This window comes from Sedimentibacter saalensis, assembly GCF_007830175.1.
Taxonomy (GTDB): Bacteria; Bacillota; Clostridia; order Tissierellales; family Sedimentibacteraceae; genus Sedimentibacter; species Sedimentibacter saalensis.
In genome coordinates this window covers 36,564-52,369 of sequence record NZ_VLKH01000003.1, presented here as the reverse complement: position 1 = coordinate 52,369, position 15,806 = coordinate 36,564, and the positions used below count along the sequence as shown (strand labels likewise).

Below are 15,806 nucleotides of genomic sequence, written 5' to 3'. Positions count from 1 at the left end.
CAGTAATGTCAATAAATTATATTACGCATATTTGATGATTTTAAAAAATACAAAAAAATTTTTTAGAATAATTAATCGAAATAATGGAAATTATCTAAAACTTGTATGTGATAAATATTTCAAAAGAACATATAATTTATAAAACATAAAAATTACAGCTGGTCAAAATGATTTAATTAAAAAGCTGCGCTTGTTTTTCACGGACGGTTTTTCAATGTGTATTAAATGGGCGTTCTTAATAAAATGAATAAACAACATTTATATTTATAAAAAGTAATATTATCCTCAATATTTCAGGATAACGTTTTTAAAAAAGTATTGACATGAGATGGGATATGTTTATATAATATATCAAAAGCACTCATCACATGATGAGAAGTAACGATACAGGGAGGACGGAATGAAAAAATATGACGTTGTTATTCTTGGCGGCGGAATTATAGGTTTATCTTGCGCGTATTATCTTACTCTTGAAAATAAGAAAGTAGCATTAGTTGAAAAAAATCAAATAGGCAGCGGAGCTTCTGGTTCTTGCGATGATATGATATTGCTTCAATCTAAAAAACCAGGCAAAAATCTTGAGCTGGCTATAGAAAGTTTGAAACTGTACAAGGATCTTAATAATAACTTAAATTGTGATATAGGGTTTCACAACAGAGGTGGAATGATTCTCATAGATAAGTTTGAGCATTTGTCCTTTATGGAAGACTATGTATCAAAGCAAAAAGATTATGGACTTGATATAGAGCTCATAGATAAAAAAACAGTAAAAAAGTACCATCCTTTTGTTAAAGACGATATTGTGGCTTCAACTCACGGAACAGAAGATTCACAGGTAAATCCGTTGTTTGCCATGAGAGCTTTTATGAGTAAATCAATTAACGCCGGAATGGATGTATACAAGGGAACTGAGGCTGTTGAAATAACTAAAAAAAGCAGCTTCTGGCAGTTAAAATTAAGTTCAGGTGCTGAAATTGAAACGGAAAATGTTATAAATGCTTCCGGAGCATGGGCGGCTGATGTAGGGAAACTAATTGGGATAGATATTCCTATAACTTCAAAAAAAGGACAGATTGCAGTAACAGAAAATATACCACAGCTTGGAAGAGAAAATATATGGAGTGCTGAATATATAATTTCAAAGCTTAATCCAGAACTGGTAAATACAAGTGACATACATAAAGAGCTGGGCATAGGGCTTTCCATGTCACAGACAAGCGACGGAAACTACCTCATTGGGAGTACCCGTCAATTAGGAAATTATGATAAAAATACTGATTACGAAGCAATAAAGATATTGGTAAATCAGGCTGTTGATTTCTTTCCCATACTTAAGAACATACACATTATAAGAACCTTTGCTGGATTCAGGCCTGCATGTGTTGACGGAAAACCTATCATATCAGAAGTAAAGGGCAATGAAGGTTTTTACATAGCTGCCGGTCATGAAGGGGACGGAATAGCAATGGCTCCCGTAACAGGAAAATTAATTTCTCAAATGATATGCGGTAAAAAAACATTGCTGGATATCAAAGAACTAAGTTTTGAAAGATTTAATTAAATCAGTGCACAGTTTAATTAAATCTTTAAAAATAAAATAATGAGGAGGTAATATATGACTTTAGGAACAACTTTATGGATTATTACTGTATTAATGTGCGGCGCTTTCTTGGGTATATCTTTAAAAGTAAAAGATAAGGCCGAATTGAGCTTTTCAAACTATGCAATAGGCGGGAAAACATTTCCAATGTACCTAATATTCTTCACTCAGTTTGCAACAATAATGGGTGTAGGTAACTTTGTAGGCCATGCAGGAAGCGGATATTCAACAGGTTTATCATGGATGGCATTTATTCTTGGAGAGCAGGGATCAAAGATAATTTTTGCTTTGTTCATTGCAGGATTTGCAGGGAGATTTACATACAATACATTTCCTGAACTTTTGGACGACTTAATTACAAAAGATAAAGTAACAAGAGCAATGGCAGGCGTTCTTGCTTCATCCATTATGATTGCATGGGTTGGCGGACAAGGCAAGGCCCTTGGAAATATCTTCAGTGTTGTAACAGGAGTTGATCCTCTTCCGGTAATATTGTTGTTTTCAGCTGTGTTTATAATTTATACAACATTAGGAGGAATTTACTCGGTTGTTTGGACAGATTTGCTGCAGGGTGTACTTGTTTTAATATTTGGAGTAATATTTTATGTTTACGCATTCAAGGAAGTTAACTTCTCAGTTGGAGAAATCGGAGTGAGACTTCAGGCACTGGGAAGAGCAGATATGTGGGAGTTCGGAATATCTGATCCTATGAAGATAATAAATATGATTGTAACAGGTACCATCGGAATTTTAGTGGCACAAATTTACTGGCAGAGATGTTTTTCAGCTACAGATACAAAGACTGCTAAAAACGGTATGCTCTACAGCGGTATTATAGCAATACTTGCTGTAATGCTAACAGCACTGGTTGGTATGATAATTTTCACAATCAAACAAGACCTGGCACCTGGAGATGCAATGGCATGGTTTATGATGAACAGAATTCCGGTTGCAGTGGCAGGAATGGTGTTTGCCCTTGTTTTAGCTGCCGGTATGTCTTCAGCGGACTCAAATCTTAACTCAGCTTCAATATTGATAGTTAATGATTTAATTAAACCATTTAAACCTGAAACAACAGATCAACAGCTTGTTAAATATGCCAAGTGGCTCACTGCAGTAATCGGAGTATTTGCTGCACTAGGTGCAATATATGCAAGTTCAATATTAAGTTTGTTCTCAAGAGCATATTCAATGGCAGGTTCAGGACTTGTACCTCTTCTGGTAATAGGTTTGTTGTGGAAGGAAAAACCGGATGCTCATGAAAAAGGAAAGAAGAACAGCAAGGTTACTCCATGGGGAGCAAGAGTAAGCATAGTAGCCGGTGCTGTGCTAAGTCAGATTAATGCCCTTGGAAGCAACAAGGTGCTTATAGCATTGGCAGTTTCAGCAATTTTGCTTGTTGTAGTATCTCTTGCTACACAAAAAACCAATAAGCAAATGGAAGCATAAAATATGTAAAATTTAGGATTTGCCATTGTAATGAATAATCCTGTGTGAGATAATATTGACAAGAATATTTTGTAAAAAGGGTGGTATTATGAGGCAAATCCTAGATGATATTGAAATAAAAATTTTAAAAATTATAGAAGAAGCAAACAAGCCAATAGGAACTTGGGCTGTTGAGAACAAATTAAGAGAAGAAAATGTAGATGTAAGCACAGCTACTGTGGGCAGGATTTTATCAAAACTTGAAAACAGTGAATTCCTTGAAAAACAAAAAAATATCGGAAGAGTAATAACTTCTGAAGGAAAGCTGGCTATAAAAAGAGCTGAGACAATTAAAATAATAAATTTTCATCAGGATAAGCTCAATGAAATAATTTCAACCGAAATACTTGAAAACTTCGTAATGATAATACAGGCAAGGCGTGCCATCGAAAAAGAAACTACAAGACTTGCCACAAGATATATTACGCAGGATGAACTTGATAAGCTTGAAGAAGTGATTCAAAGGCAGGAACAAAAATCAAAGAGCGGTGAAAGTATTGCTGATGAAGACATTGAATTCCATAGAACCATTGCAAAGGCTTCAAGAAATTCAATTCTAGAATCATTGTACAATATTGTATCCACGTTCAAGCAGCAATCAAATATTTTTGAGAACCTTAGAAGACAAATAAATTCACCATATAATGCTTCTCATAAAAAAATATATGATGCAATTAAAAACAATGATGAAGAAGAAGCAGAAAGACTGATGTCAGAACACATGGATAACCTTATGGAGGATGTATTGACGTATTGGAACATATACGGAAACAGCAAAAACAATATTTATCACTAAGGAAGTGAATATATGAGCAAAATTATATGCAGGTGTGAAGAAATTACCGAGGATGAAATAATAAAGGCAATAAAAGATGGTGCAACAACAGTTGACGAAATAAAAAAATTCACCCGTGCCGGTATGGGTCTATGCCAGGGCAGAACTTGCAGAAGGACCGTAGAAAAAATACTTGCAAATGAATTAAATATTAAGGTTGAAGATGTAAGAACCTCAAGTTACAGGGCGCCGGTGAGACCGGTAAAAATGCATGTTTTGGAAGAGGAGGACGTAAAATGAATTTAGGAAGATTAATAACAGCAATGGTAACACCATTTGATAAAGACTTAAATGTGGATTATGATCAGGCCGTAAGGTTAGCAAAAAAACTGGAGGGCGAAAGATCTTCTGCATTGGTTATAAATGGAACCACAGGGGAATCACCTACATTGACAAGTGAGGAAGTATACAGACTTCTTTCTGAAATAAAGAAAAATGTGAGCATTCCTGTCATAGCTGGGGTAGGAACTAATAATACAAAGAAAACAATTGATAATATCAATAATATAAAGGATCTGAATGTTGACGGACTGTTGGTAATAACACCATATTACAACAAACCAAATCAGGAATCATTGTACGCACATTTTAAGGCAGTGGCAGAAAGTACTGATTTGCCTATAATTATTTATAATGTGCCTGGAAGAACAGGAGTTAATATAAGTGTAAAGACAGTGAAAAAGTTGGCTGAAATTAAAAATATCGCCGGAATCAAAGAAGCAAGCGGTGATATGGCTCAGTTTACAAGAATGATAAATGAAACACCTGAGGATTTTCTGGTGTACAGCGGTGATGACATATTGACGCTGCCATGTCTTTCAGTTGGAGGGAATGGCATTGTAAGTGTTGCTTCAAATGTTGCAGGAGTAAAAATGGGAGAAATGATAGACGCATTTGAAAATTCCGACATGAAGAAGGCAGCAAAAATTAACCTGGAGCTTACAAATTTATTTGATGGATTGTTTGTAACAACAAGTCCCATACCTGTTAAGCATGCCCTGAACATTTTGGGATTTAATGTTGGAGGATACAGACTTCCTCTTACGGAACCTACGCCTGAAGTATCAAAGGTAGTAAAAGAATGTCTTGCAGTACTGTAGAGGTGGACTATGACAAGAATAGCAGAACACCCAATATTAGGGCAGGACATTAGAGAGGAAATTGTTACCATAACATTTGACGGCAAAGAAATTACGGCCTACAAAGGTGAAATGATAGCTGCTGCATTAATTGCAAACGGTGTCCATACATTCAGGCATACAGAAAGAAAAAACAAGCCCAGAGGAATCTACTGCGGCATTGGAAGATGTACTGACTGTGTAATGATTGTGGACGGAATACCAAATGTAAGAACCTGCGTCACTGAAGTAAGAGACGGCATGAAGGTTGAAACTCAATATGGAAGAGGCGATTGGGAAAATGATGGGAAATAATTATGATGTTGTAATTATAGGAGCCGGTCCTGCAGGTCTTGCTGCGTCAATAGAAGCTTCAAAGTCAGGTGCCAGGGTTCTGTTAATTGACGAAAACAATAAACCTGGAGGGCAGCTTTTCAAACAAATACACAAGTTTTTTGGCTCAAGGGAACATAAGGCAGGAACACGTGGCATAAATATAGGAACAGAGCTTTTACATGATACGAAAAGTCTGGATATAGAAGTAATGCTCAACACAGAAGTGTGCGGGATTACAAGTGACAAGAAAATCTGGATTATAGAAAACAAAGAAAGATCCAAAGAAATTCATGCAGAAAAAATAATAGTGGCCACAGGCGCTTTTGAAAATTCTGTACAGTTTGACGGATGGGAGCTTCCAGGTGTTATGGGGGCAGGAGCAGCTCAGACAATGATAAATCTTAACAGAGTTCTTCCGGGACAAAAGGTGTTGATGCTTGGCTCAGGAAATGTGGGAGTAATAGTGTCTTATCAGCTCATGCAGGCCGGAGCAGATGTTGTAGGCATAGTGGAAGCAGCACCAAGTCTCGGTGGATATGGAGTTCATACTGCAAAAGTTGCAAGAGCAGGAGTGCCATTTTACACAAGCCATACTATAAAAAAAGCTTACGGAACAGACAGAGTGGAAAAGGTAGAAATAGTCCAGCTTGACAGCAGCTGGAAAGAAGTAGAAGGGTCAGAAAAAATATTTGAAGTTGATACCATATGCCTGGCTGTGGGATTGACTCCAATGATTGAATTGGTGTGGCTGGCCGGATGTGAGTTCACATATATAGGAAGCATGGGCGGTTACGTTCCCGTACACGACAAATGCATGAGAACAACTGTTGATGGAATCTATGTGGCAGGTGATGTTGCAGGCATTGAAGAAGCCAGCACAGCCATGGAAGAAGGGCGACTTGCGGGAATAAGCGTAGCCTATGACCTGGGGTTAGTTGAAAAGGAAAAGGCTGAAGAAAGAATGGATGAAATATGGAATAAACTGAATTCATTAAGATGCGGTCAATTTGGAGAAAAAAGAAGGACAGCTAAAGATCAGATACTGGAAAAAGGGAAGGAGTTGGTAGTATGACATGTTTAAAAAAATGCGGAGCTCCTTCAATAGAAGAACTGAAAAATTCTCCGGGCTTTCCCAAAAATGAAGATTACAATCTTGGAAATATTGCTGTCATAGAATGTACAGAACAAATACCATGCAATCCTTGTGAAACTTCATGTCCAAAGGGTGCTATCAGTGTAGGAAATCCAATTACAAATCTACCTGTAATAGATTTTGAAAAATGTGTGGGCTGCGGAATTTGTGTGGCAAAGTGCCCCGGTATAGCAATTCACCTTATGGATATAAACTATGGGGAAGACACTGCTTTGATTACATTTCCATATGAATATCTTCCCTTGCCGGAAGCAGGCCATATGGTTGTGCTGGTAGACAGAACAGGCAATGAAGTATGTGAAGGTAAAGTTGAAAAAATAACCGGATTAAAATCCTATGACCTTACAAAGCTTGTAGCTGTTTCTTTTCCTAAAAAACATTATGAAAATGTAATTTCCATGAAAAGACTATAAAAAAGGGCATCTGAAAAGATGCCTTTCTTAATAAGGAGGTTGTATGAATAATAACTTTTTTAATAATTCAGCTGAGTTTCTAAACAGGCTGCAGAGAAGCAAGGCATTTTTAGTTACAAAAAGCAACGAACACGTCAACTTAATGCAGATTGGATGGGGATACATAGGATATATGTGGAAAAAACCGTCCATGATTATTGCTGTAAGGCATTCAAGATATTCCTATGAAGTGTTGAAAAATTCGGATGAATTTACAGTATGCATTCCAAAGGAAGGTGAATTTGAAGAGCAGCTTAAAATTTGCGGCACAAAATCAGGAAGAAATTATGACAAGGTTAAAGAGTGCCGTTTAGAGATGGCAGAAGGTGAGAAAATAAGTGTGCCTCACATTAAGGGCTGCGACAGTTATGAGTGCAGAGTTATGTACAGGCAGTCTATTGACTCGGAACTTTTGGATAAAGATATCCATGAAATGAGCTACAGGAACAATGACTATCACGTCATGATTTATGGAGAAATAGTTGCATTTCGTAAATATGACGAAGATTGATAAAAAAAATAATTTTTGTTGTTGACATAATCTTTGACAGAGCATATAATGATGAAAATTAAATATTTTCGTGGGTATATTACAGAGGTTGCGATGATCAAGAGTAAAAGCACAGCTTTGAAAGGGTGATTCGCCGAAGGGATTCTTTCCCTGGGCTTACATTTAAGAGATGTAATACTGTTTTTATAGGATGCTTCCCAATCCTATAAGAGAGAGCTGTAATATGCTGGGCAGAAGGTTCGGTGTTTTTTGTAAGCGTCTGAGAGCCCTTTTGCTCTTATGTCGCTTTTTTTATTGCATTCAGGGAAAACTCAAAAAGATAAAAAAGCGGCATGAAAATTATTTAGTAATAAATAATTTTAAGGAGAAAAGTATGAACGATTTAGTAAGAGGCTGTGGAGTAGCTCTGGTAACGCCATTTTTAAATGGAGAGATTGACTTTGAAACATTAGGAACACTGGTTGACATGCATGTTGAAAAATCAGGTTCCATCATTGCCGCAGGAACAACATCAGAAGCTGCGACAATGACAGATGATGAGTATCATCAGGTTGTTGAATTTATTGTAAAAAGAGTAGACAAAAGAATTCCTGTTATAGCAGGAGCAGGTAGCAATTGCACTTTATCAGCAATAAAAAAGGCTAAGTTTTGCGAAGAAGCAGGTGCTGATGGTCTTTTGATTGTTACGCCTTATTACAACAAGACAACACAGAGAGGTCTGGTAAACCACTACAAAATGATTGCAGAGAGCACATCTTTGCCTATAATTGTTTACAATGTACCGGGAAGAACAGGAATGAACATTGAACCAAAGACTTGTTTAGAACTTTCAAAAATTGACAATATAGCAGGAATCAAGGAAGCAAGCGGAAACATAAGCATGGTTGCAGAAATAATCAGAATTTGCCCAAAAGATTTTCTTGTTTATTCAGGAAACGACGATATGGTTGTACCGCTCATGGCACTGGGCGGACACGGAGTAATTTCAGTTGTTGCCAACATACTGCCTGCAGAAACAAAAAAAATGGTTGATGATTTCAACAATGGAGATTTGAAGGCCGCAAGAGATGCTCAGCTTTCTTTAAATGGTCTAATAAATGCATTGTTTATTGAAACGAATCCCATACCTGTTAAAGAAGCAATGGGTCTCATGAACATGTGCAGCCCTGAACTTAGAGCTCCTTTGTATCCAATGTCTTTGGAGAACAAGGAAAAATTGATTCAGGAAATGAAAAACTGCGGGATATCTTGTTAAGGAGGCAAAATTATGATTAATATAGTATTATGCGGACAGGGCGCCATGGGAAAAACAATAGAGCAAGAAGCAACTACTTACAACAACATTAATATTGCAGGAATATTGTCTCCAAGAAACGGACAGTACGGCGAAGACTTAGGTAAAGTTGATGTAGTAATTGATTTTTCAAATCCTGCTAATCTTGATTTTTTAATTGATTATGCAACAAGAAAAAAATGTGCTCTTTTGATTTGTACAACTGGATTTTCTGATGAGGAAAAACTTAGAATAGAAGAAGCAGGCAAATTAATTCCTGTATTACTTTCATCAAATACTTCAGTTGGAATAAACATTATGCGAAAAATGCTTAAATTAATATCTAATGAATTAAGGGACTTTGACATAGATATAGTAGAAAGACATCATAATAAGAAAATAGATTCGCCAAGCGGAACTGCAAAGACACTGGCTGAAGACATAAAATCTGTTACTGGCAGGGAAGAAATAGAGATGCATTCTTTAAGAGCAGGGACTATACCTGGAGAACATCTGGTTATATTTTCAGGAACAGATGAAATTATTGAAATCAAGCATACTGCATTTTCAAAAAAAATATTTGCCAGAGGTGCGCTTGACATTGCAATTAAGCTATGCAAAAAAGCAGCAGGTTTTTATGAAACTGAAGACATGTTCGAATTTAAAGGCAAGGAAACAGGCAAAATCATAAATATTGCCTAATAAAAATATCAGGAGGAAATTATGTTATTACAAGATCCATATGAAATAGCTAAATATATTAAGGAAGCAAAAAAATCAACACCTGTGAAGCTGTACGTTTCAGGAAATATAGACAACATGGAAACATACGGTTTAAAAGTTTTCAAAACAGGAGAAATGGCAATACTCATAGGAGAATATGAAGATGCAGCAAAAGTTATAGCTGATAATAAAAATATTAAGGATTATCACTTGGAATATGACAGAAGAAATTCTGCAATTCCAATGCTCAATACAAATGAAATACAGGCAAGAATTGAGCCTGGCGCTGTTATAAGAGACATGGTTACAATAGGCAAGGATGCAGTAATTATGATGGGAGCAGTTATAAACATTGGAGCTGTTATCGGAGAAAAAACAATGGTGGACATGAATGCAGTTGTAGGTGCAAGAGGAACAATAGGAAAAAATGTTCACGTGGGTGCTGGGGCAGTTATAGCCGGTGTTTTAGAACCGCCGAGCAAGGCTCCTGTAATAATTGAAGATGACGTGCTCATAGGTGCAAATGCTGTTGTGCTTGAAGGAGTAAAGGTTGGCAAGGGAGCCGTTGTTGCAGCAGGCAGTGTCGTAACTGAGGATGTTCCGGAAATGGCTGTTGTGGCAGGAAGCCCTGCGAAGCTTATAAAGTACAAGGATGACAGGACTGTGGAAAAAACAAAACTTTTGGATGACTTAAGAGGATAATGTAGGACGACAGGACACAAACAAAGAGTTGTATTTACATGACGTACATCTGTATTATAATTGTTGACAGGGCACTTTTCATGTGTTATTGTTAAAAAGTTATAATGCAGATAGGAGGACAAAATGATAAAGGTTGCTAAATTTGGAGGCACTTCGCTGGCAGATGCTGTTCAGTTCAAAAAGGTGCATGACATAGTAAAAGATAATGAAGAAAGAAGATATGTGGTTGTTTCGGCTCCGGGAAAAAGATTCAAGGATGACAACAAAATTACAGACTTGCTGTATTTGACTCATGCACACTTGAAGTTTTCAGTTCCATACGCTCCTGTTCTTAAATTAATTGAAGACAGGTTCAATGAAATAAAGGATGAGCTTAATTTGGACATAGATCTTCACAGTGAGTTTGAAACAATAAGAAATATGCTGGATAATAAATGTGATGAAGATTACATTGTAAGCAGAGGAGAATATTTAAGCGCCAAGCTTATGGCTTCTTACCTCAGGTGCGACTTCATAGATTCAAAGGATGTAATATTTTTCAAGTATGACGGAACAGTGGATAAGAAAAAAACAAATGAAAAGCTTGGGGCAGCTCTTTCTAAAAGCAGCAAGGCTATCATTCCGGGATTTTACGGTTCCTATCCAGACGGAAGCATCAAGACATTTTCCAGAGGAGGCTCGGATATAACGGGTTCAATTGTGGCAAGTGTTGCCAAAGCAGACATGTATGAAAACTGGACTGATGTTTCAGGATTTTTGATGGCAGATCCACGAATTGTCAAAAATCCTCTTCCTATTAATAAAATCACATACCAGGAGCTGAGGGAGCTTTCCTACATGGGTGCTTCTGTTCTTCATGATGAAGCAGTATTTCCGGTGAGACAAGCAGGTATTCCCATAAACATAAGGAACACAAATGAACCTGACAATCCGGGAACGGTAATAGTGGGCGATGACCAGGTCGACGAAGACTATGATAACGGACATGTCATAACAGGAATTGCAGGAAGAAAAAATTTCACATTTTTTTACATTCACAAGGAACACATGGCCAATGAGGTTGGTGTAGTAAGAAAGGCTCTTGAAATATTTGAAGAGAGAAACATAAGCATAGACCACATTCCTTCAGGAATTGACAGTTTTTCAATTGTTGTTCCCACAGAATGCGTGGAAAAAACTACTCATGAAATTGTGGAGGAGTTAAAAGATAAACTGGGCACTGATTCCGTAAAGACATACAAGAATCTGAGTCTCATATCCACAGTTGGTATAAGAATGGCGTTCAGGCCGGGTATTTCTGCAAAGCTGTTCAACGCTCTTGGAGAAAACAACATAAACATAAGGATGATTGACCAGGGTTCAAGTGAAATAAACATCATAGTTGGCGTTGATGACAAGGATTTTGAAAATGCCATAAGAGCAATATACAATGCTTTTGTAAAATAAAAATAAGGCTGAGCATAGCGATACAAGTCGCGTGTAAGGCCTTTTTTATTTTGAAAGTTATCTTTCAGACATATAAAACAAGGATTGCAAAGTAATGTCATTATTGTAAAAGCATAATTATAACAAAAAAATAATAATGTTTACATGCAGTTGCCTTGGGTATATACAAAGTGCAAATTATCATTTAATGAAATATAATTTGGTGTATCATGCATGGACTTGTTAAAATTTAAATATAATAATATGGTAGTGATGATTGCGGAGACATATATGGACGCTTTTCTCCGAGGGAGCTAGTAGCGTAACCGACCTTTTGGTCGGTTTTTGTGTTTATGAGGTTTTAATATGAATAACTAAGGAGGTGATGGAAACACAACATGTTTAATAAATACAAGGGGATGTGCGTTAATACATGTTATTGGTCAAAGAAGGAGGAGTAAAAATGAAAAAGATTGTAGCATTGACAGTGGTTATTACTATGTTATTGTCACTGTTTGCTGTTCCGGCATTTTCACAGTCTATGGAAAATGAAGAAATGTATGCATCCGGTGTAACTCAGGGAACAGGAGTTCCTGTCAAAATAAGCAGCTACACGGATTATCATTATCTGCGACTGGATCCTGCAAATGCGCTGGGAGATTTTGATGCAGTTCAAACTGCCGGCGGTATGGCCAACAGGTATTTCTTTGGATTGGCTGCCCGCCAATGGACAAATTATACATTTGATGATAATTTCTTCAATGTAGATGGAGAACCTGATATTGAGCTGGCAGAAGTAACCTGGGGAGCTGCAACAGGATGGCATGCTGAAGCAACCCTGGTTTATCTGACAGGTGCCTATGTGAAAGATTCAAACGGGGATATCTACCCCTATGAAGAAAATGACACAGAAGGAATAGATGCTTCCCTTGGCATTCCCGCACTTGACGGCAATGCATATTATGCAGGCATTGCAGGTAACAGAATAGCTATAAACTATATAACTCCTGCACGCAAGGCAGAGATAAGAGAACTTTATATTCCTGAGGATGAATTCGATGAAAATCTGTTTAACAGAGATTTCCATGACAGCACAACTGCAACAGAAGGCAGCTTTGGCATAACTCAGTTCTATTTGCCGGATGAAGTTGTATATGCCCAGGGCATAACATTCATAGACATAACAAGAAATGTTTATGCTGAAGCGTATCCGTCTACATATACTTCAAATGCCACACCAAGAGGCACCTTTACTGTAAACTTTCTGCCTATTACTGCGCCTAATGACGGGGATGTAACAATCACAGCATCAGATTCTGGCAACACTGACGGATTTGATCTGGATGCAATCAGAGTTTATAAATGTCCGCCTCTTTATGAAATCAGTGGTTACAAAATTAACAGCGATACAGGCGAAACTGTTTCCGGGTGGTTAATTCATCTTGACAAATGGATTAACGGAGACTGGGAAGAAGACTATGTGGATCCAGTAGAAACCGATGGAACAGGCAAGTACTGCTTCTTGGATCTTCCCATGGGTGAATACCGTGTGAGAGAGGATTTGATAGATGATGACTGGGAACAAGTATATCCTGGCGGTGATGGCTTCCATTATGTGACACTTCCAACAGAAAATATAGTATATGGAATTCAGCGTAATACCGGTAAAATATTCAAAGTAGACCCTCTTACGGCTGATGCCGACGAAGTTTACCAAATAACTTTAGAAAGTGGACTGAGCTTTAGCAATATAGGACCTAATGGTCTTGCTTATGACAAGGATGGCGGATATCTGTACTTTGTAAATTATCCTGGACTTGCAAAATTATATTTGAGTGATACAAGCACCCAGGAATATCTTGGCAATTTGCCGGGAGAAATTGCATGTGCCGATTTCTTTGACGGAAAGTATTATTATATAGCAGGAGGCCCGACTTCCAGTTATGGCGGTGCTACAGACGATTTGTACGAGGTCACGTTTAAGGCAGATGGAGATGTTGATGTTGCAACCAAAATGGGTGATATATCCAACAACACACATGCATGGACATTTAGCGGGGACATTGCAATTTCGCCGGAAGGTGTTATTTACGGCTTCGGATTAAATTCAGGAAAATATGAATTCTTCAAGGTTAATCGTGACGGCAGCGGATTTGAAGTAATTCGCAGCACAGGATATACTTTCTCCCTTCAGCTTGCATTCAGCGGAGACGGTACACTTTACGGCCATGATGCACAAGCAGGAAAATTCTTTGAAATCAACAAATCAACCGGTGCTATAACAGAAAAATCTGATGGGGTTAATTTATATACAGATACAGCCTCTGCTGTTATGAGCTTCAACTTTGAAAATAAACCACCGGTAGAATACAATATCGCAGGTTACAAGTTGAATTACACAACACAAGAAGGCCTTGAAGGATGGACAATCAATTTGTACAAGTGGGATGAAACACTTAATGAAGGTACAGGAGGCTGGCTAGAAGATATATTTGCTTCTGATGAAACAGATGAGTTCGGCAAGTATTGTTTCACAGATTTGCCTGCAGGAAAGTACAAAGTTGAAGAAATTATAGATGATGAGGACCACTGGATTCAGAGAGAACCTTTTGACACAACAGAAAAAATATATCATGAGGTAACCTTGCCTGAAGATTCATCAGATTGTGAAGAAGGTCCATTCTACAACTTTGAAAATGAAGAGCTGTTTGACATCACAGCATACAAATATAGATATTTATGGGAAGATTATCTTGGCAGCGGACCAGATAATGAAAATCCTTTAGAAGGATGGACCATGCATCTTGACAGATGGATTGAAGAAGATGGAGTTTGGGATGAGGATTACAGACAATCCGGCCAAACTGGCGCAAACGGAGCTTATACATTTGCCGGCCTTCCTGCAGGAACGTACCGTGTAAGAGAAGAAATTCCTGAAAATTGGACAGCAATCGAACCGGATGACGGTGAACGTATCATTGAGCTTCCAGGTGACATAGACACAGGAAATGAAATAGCCGCAAACTTCTGGAACCAGTGCTACAGCGATGAAACAGCCTGGGGATACAGCAGTGAGTTTTCACATGAAAATAAGGATGTACTTCCATCATCCGGAAATTGGGGATGGTATATAGAAGTTGATACTACAACTCCAACATCAATCACAGCTGATCTTTATGCAGGTGCAGGCGGCAACGACTTAAGCAAAGGAGCAAAAGTAGGTCAAGTGTTAATTAATTATGAAAATGGATATATAAGTGTAACATTCGAGCCTTTTGAAGGAGTTGAATTTGAAGAAACACATGTATGGATTGGTGCAACTCAGCTGCCTTTAAAGAAAGGTGTTATGACTGATGCACCTGGCCAATTCCCATATACTGATGGTGCTGAGGTTCAGGTTAACGGTAATAAGAATTATGTGGCAGTTCATGCGGTTGCCCGCATACCTTGCGGATGGTATTTGGATATTGATATGCCAGAATGATTAACAGTAAAGTATAGGGGCTGGACAGCCAGCTCCTTTCCTTTATAAAATACCGGGAAACACTGTTGTGCAATATACGGCTGTTAATATTACCTATATGCTGTGGTCGTGAACTGCAATAAAAAAGCAGTTCACCTTGAACTGCTTTTCATATGCTATTTTATATATCCGCCCATCATGGACTTTATGTCATTGACTGTAATGTAAGCCTGAGGTGCTGTAAGCCTAATAAGCTTCACTGCTTCAGGAATTTTTTTTCTTTTCAGTTGAACGAATAACAGATTTTTCTTGCTGTCATTTTTTCCTCTTCCATCAATAATTGTTACTCCAAAACCCTGATCTCTGAGAATATCTGCCAGCTCTTCACCATTTTCCTCATTTACCACTACCTGTATGGATGACAGTCCCACAGCTATTTTTGACTCGAGCGTAACACCGATGAAATTTCCCATTGAGAAAGCAATGGCATAAATGAATACTTTAATTGGATCTTCTGTTATGTTATTTAAAACAGAGCTTACTACAATCAACCAAATCATTATTTCAATAAAAGCTAATAATGCGCCTTTAACTCTTTCACCTTTGTTGATTAAAACTAATCGCACAGTTGAAATTGATACTTCTATTATTTTTGCACAAAATATTATGATATAAAGAGCTGGTCCCGATATGTTAAATAGAAAATCCATAATTCACCCCTTTTTCT

General features: G+C 37.6%; 15 protein-coding genes and 1 riboswitch. Of the genes, 14 read left to right on the top strand and 1 reads right to left on the bottom strand.

The window, feature by feature from the left end; genetic code table 11:
• Positions 1-400 precede the first annotated feature (400 nt).
• The 14 genes from LY60_RS05505 (at position 401) to LY60_RS05440 (ending at position 15,100) form a co-directional block, all read left to right on the top strand.
• The gene (locus tag LY60_RS05505; RefSeq protein ID WP_145081109.1) at positions 401-1,561 is read left to right on the top strand and encodes an NAD(P)/FAD-dependent oxidoreductase; all 1,161 of its coding nucleotides are present in this window, start codon (positions 401-403) and stop codon (positions 1,559-1,561) included.
• A 54-nt stretch (positions 1,562-1,615) separates the two neighbouring features.
• Positions 1,616-3,049 carry a sodium:solute symporter family protein gene (locus LY60_RS05500; RefSeq protein ID WP_145081106.1) on the top strand — a complete coding sequence of 478 codons (1,434 nt, stop codon included), beginning with the start codon at positions 1,616-1,618 and terminating at the stop codon, positions 3,047-3,049.
• 88 nt (positions 3,050-3,137) lie between these two features.
• Positions 3,138-3,884: an FCD domain-containing protein gene (locus LY60_RS05495; RefSeq protein WP_145081103.1), complete on the top strand. Its 747-nt coding sequence runs from the start codon at positions 3,138-3,140 to the stop codon at positions 3,882-3,884.
• Positions 3,885-3,896: 12 nt separating this feature from the next.
• Entirely contained in the window at positions 3,897-4,163 is a 267-nt protein-coding gene (locus tag LY60_RS05490) for a (2Fe-2S)-binding protein (RefSeq protein ID WP_145081100.1), read from the top strand.
• A complete protein-coding gene (gene dapA, locus LY60_RS05485; protein WP_145081098.1) occupies positions 4,160-5,023 on the top strand; it encodes a 4-hydroxy-tetrahydrodipicolinate synthase in 864 nt (287 codons plus the stop codon). The genes LY60_RS05490 and dapA (LY60_RS05485) overlap by 4 nt, the downstream gene beginning before the upstream one ends.
• A 9-nt stretch (positions 5,024-5,032) precedes the next feature.
• On the top strand, positions 5,033-5,356 hold the full coding sequence (locus tag LY60_RS05480; protein ID WP_145081095.1) for a (2Fe-2S)-binding protein: 324 nt from the start codon (positions 5,033-5,035) through the stop codon (positions 5,354-5,356).
• Positions 5,346-6,449, top strand: coding sequence for an NAD(P)/FAD-dependent oxidoreductase (locus tag LY60_RS05475; RefSeq protein WP_145082084.1), 1,104 nt, complete (start codon positions 5,346-5,348; stop codon positions 6,447-6,449). The genes LY60_RS05480 and LY60_RS05475 overlap by 11 nt, the downstream gene beginning before the upstream one ends.
• Positions 6,446-6,943, top strand: a complete 498-nt coding sequence (locus LY60_RS05470) for a 4Fe-4S dicluster domain-containing protein (protein WP_145081092.1) — start codon at positions 6,446-6,448, stop codon at positions 6,941-6,943. The genes LY60_RS05475 and LY60_RS05470 overlap by 4 nt, the downstream gene beginning before the upstream one ends.
• A 43-nt stretch (positions 6,944-6,986) precedes the next feature.
• The gene (locus tag LY60_RS05465; protein WP_145081089.1) at positions 6,987-7,493 is read left to right on the top strand and encodes a flavin reductase family protein; all 507 of its coding nucleotides are present in this window, start codon (positions 6,987-6,989) and stop codon (positions 7,491-7,493) included.
• Between the two features lie 74 nt (positions 7,494-7,567).
• Positions 7,568-7,720, top strand: a riboswitch (Lysine riboswitch).
• 146 nt (positions 7,721-7,866) lie between these two features.
• On the top strand, positions 7,867-8,748 hold the full coding sequence (gene dapA, locus LY60_RS05460) for a 4-hydroxy-tetrahydrodipicolinate synthase (protein WP_145081086.1): 882 nt from the start codon (positions 7,867-7,869) through the stop codon (positions 8,746-8,748).
• Positions 8,749-8,760: 12 nt separating this feature from the next.
• Positions 8,761-9,468: a 4-hydroxy-tetrahydrodipicolinate reductase gene (dapB, locus tag LY60_RS05455; RefSeq protein WP_246145380.1), complete on the top strand. Its 708-nt coding sequence runs from the start codon at positions 8,761-8,763 to the stop codon at positions 9,466-9,468.
• Between the two features lie 21 nt (positions 9,469-9,489).
• On the top strand, positions 9,490-10,191 hold the full coding sequence (gene dapD, locus LY60_RS05450) for a 2,3,4,5-tetrahydropyridine-2,6-dicarboxylate N-acetyltransferase (protein WP_145081084.1): 702 nt from the start codon (positions 9,490-9,492) through the stop codon (positions 10,189-10,191).
• A gap of 123 nt (positions 10,192-10,314) precedes the next feature.
• The gene (locus LY60_RS05445) at positions 10,315-11,637 is read left to right on the top strand and encodes an aspartate kinase (protein WP_145081081.1); all 1,323 of its coding nucleotides are present in this window, start codon (positions 10,315-10,317) and stop codon (positions 11,635-11,637) included.
• Positions 11,638-12,079: 442 nt separating this feature from the next.
• A complete protein-coding gene (locus LY60_RS05440) occupies positions 12,080-15,100 on the top strand; it encodes an MSCRAMM family protein (protein ID WP_145081078.1) in 3,021 nt (1,006 codons plus the stop codon).
• Positions 15,101-15,255: 155 nt separating this feature from the next.
• Here the strand turns inward: LY60_RS05440 and LY60_RS05435 are convergent, their stop codons facing one another.
• On the bottom strand, positions 15,256-15,789 hold the full coding sequence (locus LY60_RS05435) for a DUF2179 domain-containing protein (RefSeq protein WP_145081075.1): 534 nt from the start codon (positions 15,787-15,789) through the stop codon (positions 15,256-15,258).
• Positions 15,790-15,806: the final 17 nt, after the last annotated feature.